Source organism: Acidovorax sp. JMULE5 (assembly GCF_013376875.1).
Classification (GTDB): domain Bacteria; phylum Pseudomonadota; class Gammaproteobacteria; order Burkholderiales; family Burkholderiaceae_C; genus Acidovorax; species Acidovorax facilis.
Window position 1 is genome coordinate 4,406,173 of record NZ_CP035951.1, and the last position, 12,758, is coordinate 4,418,930.

The window sequence follows — 12,758 nt, forward strand, 5'->3', positions numbered from 1 at the left end:
TCTCCATGAGAGTGCCCCAGCTTGCCAGGGTTCACGACAGTTGCACCACCTGCACGCCGGGCAGCGATGGCGAGGGCGCCACAAACTCTTCCTTGTCAAACGCCTTGTCGCCGTCTTCGCTGGCGATGCCCGTGGCCTTGGCGTTCTTGAAGTCGTACAGGCTGCCGTCCAGCAGGTGAGAGGGCACCACGTTCTGCAGCGCGTTGAACATGTTCTCCACGCGGCCGGGGAAGCGCTTTTCCCACTCGCGCAGCATCTCGCCCACCTGCTTGCGCTGCAGGTTCTCCTGGCTGCCGCACAGGTTGCACGGGATGATGGGGAAGTTGCGGTGCGCTGCCCAGCGGGCGGTGTCTTTCTCGGCCACGTAGGCCAGCGGGCGGATCACCACATGCTTGCCGTCGTCGCTGACCAGCTTGGGGGGCATGCTCTTCATCTTGCCGCCAAAGAACATGTTGAGCAGCAGCGTTTGCAAAATGTCGTCGCGGTGGTGGCCCAGCGCAATTTTTGTGCAGCCCAGCTCATCGGCCACGCGGTACAGAATGCCCCGGCGCAGGCGGCTGCACAGGCTGCAGGTGGTTTTGCCCTCGGGGATCAGCTTCTTGACGATGCTGTAGGTGTCTTCGTTCTCGATGTGGAAGGGCACGCCGGTGCTGGCCAGGTACTCGGGCAGCACATGCTCAGGGAAGCCCGGCTGCTTCTGGTCAAGGTTCACGGCCACCAGGTCAAAGTGGATGGGCGCGCGGGCCTTGAGCTTGAGCAGGATGTCCAGCAGGGCGTAGCTGTCCTTGCCGCCGGACATGCACACCATCACCTTGTCGCCTTCTTCGATCATGTTGAAGTCCACGATGGCCTTGCCGACCTCGCGGCACAGGCGCTTTTCGAGCTTGTGGGTTTCGCGCTCGATCTTCATGCGGGCGGCGCCGCTGGTGGCCTCGGTGCTTTCCTCCGTCCAGCCAGTGGATTGGGCGGAGGTTGGGGCTTCATTCAATACTGCGCTCATAGGGTCACCACTGTCCTGTCTCGATGCGAATGGCCACTTCGCAGTCGTCAAAAATTTCGAGTTTGGCAATCTTCACCCGCACGCCCAGCACGCCGGGCAGCTGCATGAGGCGGTTGGCCAGCTTGCCGATCAGGCTCTCCAGCAGGTTCAGGTGCTCGGCCGTGCACTCGTCGATGATGATCTGGCGCACGCGGCGGTAGTCCAGCACATGGCCGATGTCGTCGTCGCGCGGGGCCAGCGGCTGCACGCCCAGGCTCAGTTCGGCATCGACCTGGATGGGCTGGGGGTCGGTCTTTTCGTGGTCGAGGATGCCCAGGTTGGCGTCAAAGCGCAAACCGGTGAGCGTGAGGATCTGGGTGCCTGCAGCGGTGGTCATGAATAGGTCCTGGAGTGAGCGTGCGCTCACATCAAAGAGAAATCGCGGTCAAACTTCATCAGATGCTGGCCACCGTCGACCAGCAGCGTGGTGCCGGTCATCGACCGGTTCTCCAGCGCAAACTTCACCGCACTCGCCACGTCCTCGGCGGTGGACGAGCGGCCCAGGGGGCTGAGGGAGTGCAACTGGGCAAACTTTTCGTCGGTGAGCATGTGGCTGGTCAGCGTGAGGCCCGGCGCCACGCCCACCACGCGCACGCGCGGCGCCAGGGCGATGGCCAGCATGGTGCCCGCAGCTTCGAGTGCAGCCTTGGAGAGCGTGTAGCTCACAAAATCGGGGTTCTGGTTCCAGAGCTTCTGGTCGAGCAGGTTGACCACGGCGCCTTGTGCATCGGCCTCGCCCTGGGCAACGCGGTCGGCCACATGCTGGTGCAGCGCCTGGGCCAGCAGCACGGGAGCGGCGGTGTTGCTGCGCAGGTGTTTTTCGAGCGCGGCAAAGCCGAAGGTGGCGGCGTTGTCGTGCTCGAACAGCGAGGCGCTGTTCACCACCGCATCCACACGGCCAAAGTGCGCCACCACGCGGGGCAGCAGGCCACGCACGGAGGCCTCGTCCTCAAAATCAGCATCAAAATGGGCGCTAGCGCTTGTCAGTTGTGCGCAAGCAGCTACTGTATCGATAGCGTCCTGCTCCGACGAGCGGTAGTGCACCGCCACCTGCCAGCCGCCTGCCGCCAGGGCCAGCGCAATGCTGCGGCCCAGGCGTTTGGCGGCGCCTGTGACCAGAACGGTGCGTGGATGGGTGGGTGGGGTCATGTGGGCTGGGAGACAATGCGGGCCGTGACCCAAAGACCCGACAGTTTAACGACCGCCCTGCACCAGCACATCACCCGGGCCATTGCCGCCGAGGGCGGATGGCTGGGTTTTGACCGCTTCATGGCCTTGGCCTTGTACACGCCCGGCCTGGGTTACTACGCCAACGATTCCACCAAATTCGGCGCCATGCCCGAGTCCGGCAGCGACTTTGTGACCGCGCCCGAGATGACCCCACTGTTCGGCCAGACGCTGGCCGTGCAGGTGGGCGAGGCGCTGGCGCAGACCGGGACCGACGAGGTCTGGGAGTTTGGCGCGGGCTCCGGCGCGCTGGCGCTGCAGTTGCTGGATGCGTTGGGCGATCAGGTGCAGCGCTACACCATCGTCGATCTGTCGGGCAGCCTGCGCGCGCGCCAGCAGGCCAAGCTGGTAGCCCACGCCCATAAGTTGCGCTGGGTGGATGCCTTGCCTAAGAAATTCAGTGGCGTGGTGGTGGGCAACGAGGTGCTCGATGCCATGCCCGTGCAACTGCTTGCCCGCCACGGCGGTCAGCAGGGCGGTGTGTGGCATGAGCGCGGCGTGGTGGTGGACGCCGACGGCCGCTTCGCCTGGGGCGACCGCCCCACGGCTCTGCGCCCGCCCATCGATATCGAAGGCCCGCAGGACTACCTGACCGAGATCCACGCCCAGGGGGAAGGCTTCATGCGCATGCTGGCCGACCGGCTCACGCGCGGTGCGGCTTTCCTGCTGGACTACGGTTTTGGCGAAGACGAGTACTACCACCCCCAGCGCCACATGGGCACCGTGATGTGCCACCAGGGCCACCTGGCCGATGGCGACCCGCTGGTGGCGGTGGGGCTCAAAGACATCACCGCGCACGTCAACTTCACCGCCATGGCGCTGGCCGCGCAAGAGGCGGGCCTGAATGTGCTGGGCTACACCACGCAGGCGCATTTCCTCATCAACTGTGGTTTACTCCCAAAAATGGAGCAACTACCGCAAGCCCAGCGGGCGACAGCGGCCAAATTGATCATGGAACACGAGATGGGCGAGCTGTTCAAGGTGCTGGCCGTGGGGGCAGGCGAGCCCTGGGAACCCGTGGGGTTTGCGCACGGGGACCGGTCGCACCGGTTGTGATCCAGGTATTCGTGTGCTTCGAGAAAGATAGCCGCAGGCGCTTGGTAGACAAGCGCTAGAGCCGAATTTTGCTTGAAGTTGCCTTGGCTTCGGCCGGTTCAGGTTCAGTCTGAACGGTCGGAGATCTGGTGGGAGCTCCCCGCCACCAGCGTCATCCCATCGCTGCGGTCCTTCAGCCCCACCCCCGTCAGCCCCAGTTGCCGCGCCTCCTGGCACAGCCACCACAGGCGTGCAGCGGCGGCGGCCGGGGGCAGGCCCTCGGGCCGCACGTTGGAGATGCAGTTGCGCTGCGCATCGTTGCGCCCCACATGCGGGTGCCAGGTGAGGTAGATGCCCAGGCTGTCGGGCGAGCTGAGGCCCGGCCGCTCGCCGATCAGCACCGCCACCAGGCGCGCGCCCAGCAGTGCGCCCACCTCGTCACCCAGCGCCACGCGAGCCTGCTGGGCAATGACCACGGGGCCCAGCTGCCAGCCGGCGGGAGCCTGTTGGCGAATCGCGTCGATGAGCGGTGGCGCCTGCCGCGCCACAGCCAGGGACGAGAGGCCGTCGGCCACGACCAGCAGCAGGTCGATGGGAGTGGTTCCGTTTGCAGAGGACTCCCGCAGCGCCTGCGCATCGGCGTCGCAGAGGCGACGGCCCAGGTCGGGGCGCAACAGGTAGGTGGCGCGGTCGGTGGCGGCGCTGTGCACGGGGAGCGTCGCGCAGCCCTGGGCCTGCAGCTGGGTGGCCAGCGCTTCGGCGTCCAGCGGGATGTGCACGGCATCGCGCGCCTGCGCATGGGCCAGGCCAAAACGCAGCAGCTCGGCCGTGGGCAGGGCTGCGCCCGCACGCCCCAGGGCCAGGCGCGCCTGGGTGTGGGCGCGCAGGTCCTCCCAGGGGTCGGGAGGGATGCCGTGTGGCGCTGGTTCGTGTGTCATGCGCCCAGCCTCCATTGCCGCATCTGTGCCAGCGCCGGGTGTTGATCGTGGGCAGGCAGCAGGCGTCCGCCTGCATCGGTGATGTGCATGCGCTGCAGCCAGGCGCCAAACTCGGGTGCGCACTGCAGGCCCAGCACCTCGCGCAGATACAGCGCGTCGTGGAACGAAGTACTCTGGTAGTTGAGCATGATGTCGTCCGCCCCCGGCACGCCCATGATGAAAGTCAGGCCCGCCGTGCCCAGCAGCGTCATCAGCGTGTCCATGTCGTCCGAGTCGGCCTCGGCGTGGTTGGTGTAGCAGACATCACAGCCCAGCGGCACGCCCAGCAGCTTGCCGCAGAAGTGGTCTTCCAGGCCCGCGCGGATGATTTGCTTGCCGTCGTACAGGTATTCCGGGCCGATGAAGCCGACCACCGTGTTGGTCAGCAGCGGCGCAAACGCGCGGGCGACGCCATACGCCCGCGCCTCGCAGGTTTGCTGGTCCACGCCATGGTGCGCGTTGGCCGACAGGGCGCTACCCTGGCCGGTCTCGAAATACATCACGTTGTCGCCCACGCCATCGCCAAAGTCTTTTCCGCGCCGTAGGGACAGTGCAGCCTCGCGCGCTTCTTGGAGCAGCGCCAGCGAAATGCCAAAGCTCGCGTTGGCCGCCTCGGTGCCCGCAATCGACTGGAAGACCAGGTCCACCGGCGCGCCTTGCTCCACCATCTGGATGGTGTTGGTCACATGCGTGAGCACACACGACTGCGTAGGGATCTGCAGCCGCTCGATCACATCGCCCAGCATGTGCACCAGCCCCGTCAGGGCGGCGATGCTGTCAGTGGCCGGGTTCACACCAATCACCGCGTCGCCCGCGCCGTACAGCAGGCCGTCGATCATCGACGCCGCGATGCCGCGCAGGTCGTCTGTGGGATGGTTGGGCTGCAGCCGAACGGCCAGGTGGCCGGGCAGGCCGATGGTGTCGCGAAACCGCGTGACCACGCGGCACTTGCGCGCCACGGCGATCAAATCCTGGTTGCGCATGAGCTTGCTCACGGCCGCTGCCATCTCGGGCGTGATGCCGGGGGCCACGGCGGCCAGGGTGGCGCTGTCGGCTTCATGCGCCAGCAGCCAGTTGCGAAAGTCTCCTACCGTGAGGTGCGCGATGGGTGCAAATGCGGCGGCGTCGTGCGTGTCGATGATGAGGCGGGTGACCTCGTCGTTTTCGTACGGGATGAGCGCCTCGTTCAAAAACCGGCGCAGTGGCACGTCGGCCAAGCACAGGCGCGCGGCCATGCGTTCCACGGCCGACGTGGCGGCCACCCCTGCCAGTGCGTCTCCCGAGCGCAGGGGAGATGCCTTGGCCAGCAGGTCGCGCAAGCCCGCAAAGTGCCAGCGTTCGCCGCCCAGGGTGATGTGGTCGCTGCCTGCCATGTGGTGTGGTGCCGCCTTGGTGAATGCCTTTGTGAAGTCAAGCAAAGGCCATGCCGGTTGTGGCCGCGAGGGGCTCGCAACCGCTCATCCGGCGGATTGTGCGCCAGCACGCCTACACTTGGCCCACCATGATCCGCTGGCTCCTCGTCATCTTTCTGGCCCTGATGTTCATCAGCTGGCTGTCGCCCGTCCTGCGGCGCATCGGGTTCGGGCGGCTGCCAGGCGATCTGCGGTTCCGGTGGCTGGGGCGGGACTGGGATGTCCCGCTGGCTTCCACATTGTTGCTGAGCTTCGTGGTCAGCCTGTTGGTCAAATGGCTTTGAACCGATCGATCGGCTGAATCTGCTATTTGTTCGCCAGCCTATTCGCCAGCCGTTTGCAGCGCGTTCAAGAACGCCTTGCGCCACCAGTGCACATCGTGCTGGCGTATACGGGCCATCAGCTTTTGATGGCGCGCCTGCCGCTCCACCAGCGGCATCTGCAATGCCTGCTGGATGCTGTCGGCCATGCCCTGGGTGTCGTAGGGGTTCACCAGCAGCGCTTCTTTCAGCTGCTCGGCCGCACCGGCAAAGCGTGACAACACCAGCACGCCCGGGTCGTCCGGGTCTTGCGCCACCACGTACTCCTTGGCCACCAGGTTCATGCCGTCGCGCAGTGGCGTGACCAGCCCCACGGCGGCGGCGCGGCACAGGCCCGGAACCCGCTTGCGGGCCACCATGCGGTGGATGTAGCGCACGGGCATCCAGTCCAGTTCGCCATAGTCGCCGTTGACAGAGCCACACAGACCTTCCAGCTCCTGGCGCAGGTCGGCATAGGCGTTGACGTCGTCGCGCGTGGGCGAGGCGATCATGATGAGCGTGGCGCTGTCGCGGTTTTCCGGATACCGGTCCAGCAGCTCGCGGAACGCGCGTACGCGGTGCGGGATGCCTTTGGAGTAGTCGAGCCGGTCGATGCCCAGCAGCAGGCGCCTGCGTGAATACTCAGCGCGCATGTTCTCGTAGGTTTCCACCGCGTCGGGTGCGTGCGTGAGGCGCGTGAATTCGTCCACATCGATGCCGATGGGAAAGGACTGCACCACCACGGTGGCTCCAAAGGCGCGCACGCGCTTTTCGTCCACTTCTTCCGCGCTGCCTTCGTTGCGCACATAGCGTGTGAAATGCGACACATCGGCCTCGCTCTGCAGGCCCACGAGGTCGTAGGCAAACAGCGAGCGCATGAGCCACTCGTGCTGCGGGATGGCCGCCATGATGAGCGGTGGCGGCATGGGAATGTGCAGAAAGAACCCGATGCGCTGCTTGCAGCCCATGGCCCGCAGCTCGGCCGCCAGCGGGATCAGGTGGTAGTCGTGCACCCAGATCACATCGTCGTCGCGCAGCAGGGGCAGCAGCTTGCGCGCAAACATCTGGTTCACGCGGCGGTAGCCCGCGATATAGCTGGCGTTGAAGTCGGCCAGGTCCAGGCGGTAATGGAACACCGGCCAGAGCACGCTGTTGCTGTAGCCGTGGTAGTAGCTGTCGTGGTCTTCGCGGCACAGGTCCACGGTGGCCAGGGTGACGGCACCTGCCTGCCGGGTGTGCAGTTCGCCCTCACCGGGTGTGCCGCCTTCGACCACAGTGCCGCTCCAGCCGAACCAGAGGCCCCCGGTCTGGTTCAGGGCTTCGCCCAGGGCGACGGCCAGGCCGCCGGCGGCGGGTTTTCGGGGGTCTGCAAGGCGGTTGGAGATGACAACAAGACGACTCATGGGTTCATCATCGTTGTGGATCGCCCCGGGCCGCTGTCGGACAGTGCCTCAAATCACGCTGTCCCAGGGGGCCGACAGGCGCACGGCGGCGTTGATGACGCCCACCATGGAGTAGGTCTGCGGGAAGTTGCCCCACATTTCCTGGGTCTCGGGGTGCGTGTCTTCGGACAGCAGGCCCAGCGGGTTGCGGGCGGCCAGCATGGTCTCGAAGATGGCGCGGGCCTCGGCCTTGCGGCCAATGCGCGCCAGCGCGTCGATGCGCCAGAAGGTGCAGATGTTGAAGGCCGTCTCGGGCTTGCCGAAGTCGTCGGCCGCCTCGTAGCGGCGCATGTAGGGGCCGTCGCACAGGCTCTTTTCCATGGCCTCCACGGTGCTCACAAAGCGTGGGTCCTTGGGGTCGATCAGGCCCACCTCGGCCATCAGCAGCACGCTCGCATCGAGTTCATGGCCGCCAAAACTCTCGGCGAACGCCTGGCGCGCTTCGCACCAGGATTTGTCGAGGATCTCGGCGCGCATGCGGTCGGCATGCTGCTGCCAGTGGCTGGTACGGTCGGCCAGCTGCAGGGTGGCGGCGATCTTGGCCAGCCGGTCGCAGGCTGCCCAGCTCATCAGCGCGGACGAGGTGTGCACCCGGGCGCGCGTGCGCAGCTCCCACATGCCAGCGTCGGGCTGGCCATACACACGCACCGCGTTCTCGCCCACCTGTTCCAGCCGCGTGAACTCGGCCAGGCCCGCACGGTGCAGCAGGCGGTGGTCGTGGAACGCCTGGGCTGCGCCCAGCACGATGTTGCCGTACACATCGTGCTGAAAATGCTCGGCCGCCTGGTTGCCTACGCGCACCGGACCCATGCCCCGGTAGCCCGCCAGCTGCGGCACAAAACGCTCGGGCAGGTCTTTTTCCAGCCCGATGCCATACAGCGGCTGGATGTGGCCATCGCCGCCTTCGACCACCACGTTGCTCAGCCAGCGCAGGTAGTCCTCCATGGTGCCCACCTCGGAGATGCTGTTGAGCGCGCGCACCACAAAAAACGCATCGCGCAGCCAGCAGTAGCGGTAGTCCCAGTTGCGGCCGCTGTGGGCGGACTCGGGGATGCTGGTGGTCATGGCGGCCACGATGGCGCCGGTGTCTTCGTACAGCGAGAGTTTGAGCGTGATGGCTGCGCGGATCACGGCCTCCTGCCACTCCAGCGGCACGGCCAGAGCGCGGGTCCAGCTGCGCCAGTAGGAGGTGGTCTCCTGCTCAAACAGGCGCGCGGTGTCGGCAATGCCCTCCACCAGCGTCTCGTCCGCCCCCAGCAGAAAGTTGTGTTCGCGTGTGAGCACAAATGCCTGGCCCGACAGCACATGCGACACCGGCGCATCGGTGGACAGGCGCAGCGTCATGCTCTCGCCCACGTAGCGGATGTGGTTGCTGCCGCGTGTGATCTCGGGGGTAGTCTGGCCCCAGTCGTAGCGCACCTTGAGCGCCACACGGATGCGCGGCGCACCCTGGATGGGGCGCACCCGGCGCACCAGCGTCATGGGGCGAAAGTAGCGCGAGCGGCTGTAAAAGCGCGGCGCAAAATCGGTGATCTCGATGCCGTGGCCCGCCTTGTCAAACAGCTGCGTGCGCAGGATGGCGGTGTTCGGCTCGTACCACTGGTGGGCCGATGCCAGGTCTTCCAGTTCGATCGCGAAGTGGCTGCCTTCGTCGCCGGGCTGCAGCAGGGCGTTGAACACCGGGTCGCCATCAAAACGGGGCAGGCAGCACCACACCATGCGGGCGTGGTTGTCGATCAGTGCGCTGATGGCGCAGTTGCCGATCATCCCGAGGTTGAGTGAGCCTGCTTGGGGATCGTTGGCTGCCGTGTTCATCGTTCGCGCTCCAAGGTCGTGCGTGCGGAAGACAGCCAGCCGCGCAAGGCGGCGGATGTCATGCAGCGGTGTTGTGCCATGGTCGGCCCTTCGCCCACCTTGATGCCCCAGCCGCCCAGGGCCTGAACGGCGGCAAAGCCAGCCTCGTCGGTGACGTCATCCCCCACGAAGACTGGGGTGCGCCCGGCAAAGGGGGCCTGTGTCATGAAATCGAGAATGGCCTGGCCTTTGTGGACGCCCCGGGGCTTCACTTCAAAGACACATTTGCCGCGCAGCAGTTCCACACCCTCCACCTGCTGCATGGCGCGCACGAGGGTGTCGTGGCACAACCCTTCCAGGTGGGGGGCCTGGCGGTAGTGCAGGGCCACGCTCGCGCGCTTGGGCTCTACCAGCAACCCCGGATAGTGCGCCGCAAGGTCGTACGCAGCCCGTAGAACGTTCTCCAGGTCTGGCGGCAGAACGGCCGGGTGGGATGTGTCGGTCAGTCGGTATTGGGCACCATGCTCGCTGGCCAGCGGCAGGTGCAGCGGGGCCAGAAATCCGTCGATGTCGGCCTCAGGCCGCCCGGTCACGATGGCCAGCGCGCCGTCCAGATGGGTGTACAGCGATGACAGCGTGGGGACCAGCCCGGAAGCGATGCGCACCGCCTCGGGGCGCGGCGCCAGCTCGGTGAGCGTGCCGTCAAAGTCCAGAAAAAGCGCATGGGCAGTTGTCAGTAGGGGGAGCAGCTGCATGGGCGAAACCTTATCAGACGCGGTGAAGCTGACCCGGGTGAAAGGGTGTTTCAGCGCTGGTAAACGCGCGCAAGGTGTGCGACGGGGTGCAACATCAAGACCCCAGGACTGCGAAGCCCGCTCTTGAAACGCCCGGCTTGTGCCGCCATGTGTAAGAACCTGTTGCGATCCCCGAAAAGATCTTGAACAGGTTCTAAGAGGCCCGTTTTTGCTCACACCGATTGCCGCACCATGACCGAAGCCCTGCACATCGTCTGCCCCCATTGCCACACCACCAACCGAGTGCAGCGCGCCGACCTGGGCAACGCGCCCGATTGCGGAAAGTGCCATCAGCGCCTTTTCGCGGGGGCGCCGCTGGAACTGGATGCCACCAGTTTTGACAAGCATGTGGTGCGCAGCCACATCCCCGTGCTGGTGGACTTCTGGGCGCCCTGGTGCGGGCCTTGCCGCCAGATGGCCCCGGCCTTTGCGCAGGCCGCCCGCGAGCTGGAGCCGCGTGTGCGTCTGGCCAAGCTCAACACCGAAGACCACCAGGCCATCGCGGCGCGCTATGCGATCCGCAGCATTCCGACCATGATTTTGTTTCAGCAGGGGCGCGAGGTCGCGCGCGTTTCGGGCGCGCTGGGGGCTGCGGACATCGTGCGCTGGGTGCGAACAGCGGCAGTTTAAAAAAGACAGGCGCCTCAACGAATTCCGAGTGCCCGGTCCAGTGACACGTTGCCTGCGCCGCGCCCCACCAGGTACAGCATCAGCCCCGCCCATGACAGGTGCGTGGGCCAGGCATCGGGGTACACGAACACCTGGATGACCAGCGTCATGCCCAGCAAGGCCAGGGCCGACAGGCGCGTGAGCAGGCCCAGCACCAGAAGAACAGGGAACAGATGCTCTGCGACGGTGGCCATCTGCGCCGCCAGCTCGGGTGGCAGCAGGGGCAGCTTGTACTCGTCGCGGAACAGCGCATAGGCGCTGTCGGAGATGGTGAACCACCCCTCGACTTTGGTGCGCGCTGAAAGCCAGAAGATGCCTGCAATTGCCACGCGGTTGACCATCGCCAGCAGGCTGTGCGGGGTGAGCGAGGTGGCTGCATCGGCCAGGCGCGCCAACAGCTTGCGCTGGCCTTTGGCGGGTGCAGTGGGGAAATGTGTGCTGGTGGTCATCAGGGGCTCCTTGGCCTCGGTGTGAATTGGTGTGAGTCGGTGGGTATCAATGCGCCAGCGTCCAGCAAGGTGCCCATCAGGGCCGCAAAGTCTGCGGTGGGCTCGGCCGCAAGGGCTGAAGTGGCGGCTGCCTCCAGCGTCTGGCCTTGGGCGCAGGCGTCCAAAAAGGCCACTCCGGCGCGCGACAGTGGGCGCCACGTCACGGGTGCGTGGGGCCGGGTGAGCAAGGCTCCATCGCCGGTCCAGTCTAGCGGCTCTGTGGGGGGCAGACCTTCGCGGTGGCTCTGCCACAACGCGTAGGCGGGATGCTCCTCGCACCAGGCCCAGCGTGCGGCGGGGTGGAGGCGCAGTTGCACCAGGGGCAATGTATCGGGCGCCTGCTGTGCCAGCCAGTTGCGGTCCACAGCGGTGGCGTCTGCCGCCAGATGGCATTCGGTCCAGCCGCGGTCCAGGCGCGCCACGGCCGGCAGGTAAGGCAGCTCGGCCGCTGGTGCAAAACCGGCCAGAAAGTCAGCAAACTCCGCGCCGTAGTCCATCAGCAGTCCGTCAGCCGGCGGCTGCGCGCGGGCATACACCGCCGCGGCGGCGCGGAACCATTCTCCGCCCACCAGCTGGCACACCGTGGGGTAGCTGGCCTGCAGGGCATCAATGCAGCCCTTGAGCACGGTGTTGCGGTACACGGCAAAGCCGGGCTGGGATTCCAGCGCAGACAGCCACGGTGCGTGCTCCGCATGGCCGAGCAACGCGGCAGAGAAGCCGTCCTGGAATGCGCTCAGCTGCATGCTGCCTCCTCGGGCTGCGCCGCTGTCAGCGCGTTGTGGGCCTTGTCGCGCTCGGCCAGCAGTTCGCTGAATGCGGGCAGATTGTCGTCGCGTTCGATGAGGGTGGGCACGGGGCCTGTGCGCGCGATCACCTGCTCGTACAGCGCCCACACCACCGGGGCGATGGACGCGTCGTGGCTGTCGATCAGCAGGGCATCGCCATGCACCGGGTCGGCATGGTGGCCCGCCAGGTGGATTTCGGCCACGGCGTGCAGGGGAAAGGCGTCGAGGTAGGTCTGCGCGTCAAAGCCCAGGTTGTTGGCACTGACGTACACGTTGTTCACGTCCAGCAGCAGGGCGCAGCCAGTCCGCTGCACCAGCTCGGTCAGAAATTCGGTCTCAAGCCAGTCGTGGCCGTCGATGTGCAGGTAGTGCGTGGGGTTCTCGATGGCGATGGGGCGCTGCAGCGCATCCTGCGTTCGGGCGATGTTGTCTGCGATGCGCTGCAGGGCCGCGTGCGTGCGCGGAAACGGCAGCAGGTCGGGCAGGTACTGCCCGCGCCAGGTGGACCACGCCAAGTGCTCCGAGATGATGACTGGCTCCACCCGCCTTGCAAGGGCTGCCAGTCGCGCCAGGTGTGCCGCGTCCGGCGGAGCATCGGCAGCAAGCGACAGCGACACGCCGTGCAGCGCCACAGGATGGCGCGCGCGGATGGCCTCCAGCCAGGCCAGGCGGGGGCCACCCTCGGCCAGATAGTTTTCGGGGTGCACCTCCCACCACAGGCCCGGGGCGGTGCAGTGCAGCGCCTCGTCATAGTGCTGGGGCTTGAGGCCCAGGCCAGCGGTGAGAGGGGATGCCAT

The 12,758-nt window shown here is 66.3% G+C and carries 14 protein-coding genes; 3 read left to right on the top strand and 11 right to left on the bottom strand.

From position 1 onward, the window contains the following. Positions 1 to 31 precede the first annotated feature (31 nt). From ttcA to EXV95_RS20060, 3 genes are read right to left on the bottom strand one after another with little or no spacing between them, the layout of a single operon-like run. Positions 32 to 1,000, bottom strand: coding sequence for a tRNA 2-thiocytidine(32) synthetase TtcA (gene ttcA, locus EXV95_RS20050; RefSeq protein WP_176888194.1), 969 nt, complete (start codon positions 998 to 1,000; stop codon positions 32 to 34). Positions 1,001 to 1,004: 4 nt separating this feature from the next. Further along, the gene (locus tag EXV95_RS20055) at positions 1,005 to 1,376 is read right to left on the bottom strand and encodes a dihydroneopterin aldolase (RefSeq protein ID WP_176888195.1); all 372 of its coding nucleotides are present in this window, start codon (positions 1,374 to 1,376) and stop codon (positions 1,005 to 1,007) included. Positions 1,377 to 1,402: 26 nt separating this feature from the next. After that, on the bottom strand, positions 1,403 to 2,188 hold the full coding sequence (locus EXV95_RS20060; RefSeq protein WP_176888196.1) for an SDR family oxidoreductase: 786 nt from the start codon (positions 2,186 to 2,188) through the stop codon (positions 1,403 to 1,405). A 15-nt stretch (positions 2,189 to 2,203) separates the two neighbouring features. Here EXV95_RS20060 and EXV95_RS20065 point away from each other — a divergent pair, with 15 nt between their 5' ends. Beyond that, positions 2,204 to 3,322 (top strand): class I SAM-dependent methyltransferase, encoded by a 1,119-nt coding sequence (locus EXV95_RS20065; RefSeq protein ID WP_176888197.1) that lies wholly within the window; start codon positions 2,204 to 2,206, stop codon positions 3,320 to 3,322. A gap of 104 nt (positions 3,323 to 3,426) precedes the next feature. On the opposite strand, the gene eutC is transcribed toward EXV95_RS20065, so the two are convergent. Together eutC and EXV95_RS20075 are read right to left on the bottom strand one after the other, a co-directional pair. Continuing rightward, positions 3,427 to 4,239: an ethanolamine ammonia-lyase subunit EutC gene (eutC, locus tag EXV95_RS20070; RefSeq protein ID WP_176888198.1), complete on the bottom strand. Its 813-nt coding sequence runs from the start codon at positions 4,237 to 4,239 to the stop codon at positions 3,427 to 3,429. Beyond that, the gene (locus tag EXV95_RS20075) at positions 4,236 to 5,651 is read right to left on the bottom strand and encodes an ethanolamine ammonia-lyase subunit EutB (RefSeq protein WP_176888199.1); all 1,416 of its coding nucleotides are present in this window, start codon (positions 5,649 to 5,651) and stop codon (positions 4,236 to 4,238) included. Before EXV95_RS20075 ends, eutC begins: the two co-directional genes overlap by 4 nt. Before the next feature lie 128 nt (positions 5,652 to 5,779). On the opposite strand from EXV95_RS20075, the gene EXV95_RS20080 reads away from it, so the two are divergent. After that, positions 5,780 to 5,974: a DUF2905 domain-containing protein gene (locus EXV95_RS20080; RefSeq protein WP_176888200.1), complete on the top strand. Its 195-nt coding sequence runs from the start codon at positions 5,780 to 5,782 to the stop codon at positions 5,972 to 5,974. 38 nt (positions 5,975 to 6,012) lie between these two features. Here EXV95_RS20080 and otsA read toward each other — a convergent pair whose 3' ends face one another. The 3 genes from otsA to otsB are packed head-to-tail and all read right to left on the bottom strand — an operon-like array spanning position 6,013 to position 9,980. Further along, the gene (gene otsA / locus EXV95_RS20085; protein ID WP_176888201.1) at positions 6,013 to 7,392 is read right to left on the bottom strand and encodes an alpha,alpha-trehalose-phosphate synthase (UDP-forming); all 1,380 of its coding nucleotides are present in this window, start codon (positions 7,390 to 7,392) and stop codon (positions 6,013 to 6,015) included. Positions 7,393 to 7,440: 48 nt separating this feature from the next. Beyond that, positions 7,441 to 9,246, bottom strand: a complete 1,806-nt coding sequence (locus EXV95_RS20090) for a glycoside hydrolase family 15 protein (protein WP_176888202.1) — start codon at positions 9,244 to 9,246, stop codon at positions 7,441 to 7,443. After that, positions 9,243 to 9,980: a trehalose-phosphatase gene (gene otsB / locus EXV95_RS20095; RefSeq protein WP_055396426.1), complete on the bottom strand. Its 738-nt coding sequence runs from the start codon at positions 9,978 to 9,980 to the stop codon at positions 9,243 to 9,245. The genes EXV95_RS20090 and otsB overlap by 4 nt, the downstream gene beginning before the upstream one ends. Positions 9,981 to 10,211: 231 nt before the next feature. Here otsB and trxC point away from each other — a divergent pair, with 231 nt between their 5' ends. Further along, complete coding sequence (gene trxC, locus EXV95_RS20100) at positions 10,212 to 10,649, top strand: thioredoxin TrxC (protein ID WP_055396427.1); 438 nt, start codon at positions 10,212 to 10,214, stop codon at positions 10,647 to 10,649. A gap of 14 nt (positions 10,650 to 10,663) precedes the next feature. Here trxC and EXV95_RS20105 read toward each other — a convergent pair whose 3' ends face one another. From EXV95_RS20105 to EXV95_RS20115, 3 genes are read right to left on the bottom strand one after another with little or no spacing between them, the layout of a single operon-like run. Further along, positions 10,664 to 11,137, bottom strand: a complete 474-nt coding sequence (locus tag EXV95_RS20105; protein WP_176888203.1) for a DoxX family protein — start codon at positions 11,135 to 11,137, stop codon at positions 10,664 to 10,666. Further along, positions 11,137 to 11,919, bottom strand: a complete 783-nt coding sequence (locus EXV95_RS20110; RefSeq protein WP_176888204.1) for a DNA-binding domain-containing protein — start codon at positions 11,917 to 11,919, stop codon at positions 11,137 to 11,139. The genes EXV95_RS20105 and EXV95_RS20110 overlap by 1 nt, the downstream gene beginning before the upstream one ends. Further along, positions 11,910 to 12,758, bottom strand: coding sequence for a DUF692 domain-containing protein (locus tag EXV95_RS20115; RefSeq protein ID WP_176888205.1), 849 nt, complete (start codon positions 12,756 to 12,758; stop codon positions 11,910 to 11,912). The genes EXV95_RS20110 and EXV95_RS20115 overlap by 10 nt, the downstream gene beginning before the upstream one ends.

What these genes read in the sequence shown, in the direction of transcription:
- EXV95_RS20115 (WP_176888205.1), bottom strand. Translation starts at nt 12,758, where the DNA reads ATGGCATCCCCTCTCACCGCTGGCCTGGGCCTCAAGCCCCAGCACTAT.
- EXV95_RS20090 (WP_176888202.1), bottom strand. Translation starts at nt 9,246, where the DNA reads ATGAACACGGCAGCCAACGATCCCCAAGCAGGCTCACTCAACCTCGGG.
- otsB (WP_055396426.1), bottom strand. Translation starts at nt 9,980, where the DNA reads ATGCAGCTGCTCCCCCTACTGACAACTGCCCATGCGCTTTTTCTGGAC.
- EXV95_RS20110 (WP_176888204.1), bottom strand. Translation starts at nt 11,919, where the DNA reads ATGCAGCTGAGCGCATTCCAGGACGGCTTCTCTGCCGCGTTGCTCGGC.
- EXV95_RS20055 (WP_176888195.1), bottom strand. Translation starts at nt 1,376, where the DNA reads ATGACCACCGCTGCAGGCACCCAGATCCTCACGCTCACCGGTTTGCGC.
- otsA (WP_176888201.1), bottom strand. Translation starts at nt 7,392, where the DNA reads ATGAGTCGTCTTGTTGTCATCTCCAACCGCCTTGCAGACCCCCGAAAA.
- EXV95_RS20105 (WP_176888203.1), bottom strand. Translation starts at nt 11,137, where the DNA reads ATGACCACCAGCACACATTTCCCCACTGCACCCGCCAAAGGCCAGCGC.
- trxC (WP_055396427.1), top strand. Translation starts at nt 10,212, where the DNA reads ATGACCGAAGCCCTGCACATCGTCTGCCCCCATTGCCACACCACCAAC.
- ttcA (WP_176888194.1), bottom strand. Translation starts at nt 1,000, where the DNA reads ATGAGCGCAGTATTGAATGAAGCCCCAACCTCCGCCCAATCCACTGGC.
- EXV95_RS20060 (WP_176888196.1), bottom strand. Translation starts at nt 2,188, where the DNA reads ATGACCCCACCCACCCATCCACGCACCGTTCTGGTCACAGGCGCCGCC.
- EXV95_RS20080 (WP_176888200.1), top strand. Translation starts at nt 5,780, where the DNA reads ATGATCCGCTGGCTCCTCGTCATCTTTCTGGCCCTGATGTTCATCAGC.
- eutC (WP_176888198.1), bottom strand. Translation starts at nt 4,239, where the DNA reads ATGACACACGAACCAGCGCCACACGGCATCCCTCCCGACCCCTGGGAG.
- EXV95_RS20065 (WP_176888197.1), top strand. Translation starts at nt 2,204, where the DNA reads ATGCGGGCCGTGACCCAAAGACCCGACAGTTTAACGACCGCCCTGCAC.
- EXV95_RS20075 (WP_176888199.1), bottom strand. Translation starts at nt 5,651, where the DNA reads ATGGCAGGCAGCGACCACATCACCCTGGGCGGCGAACGCTGGCACTTT.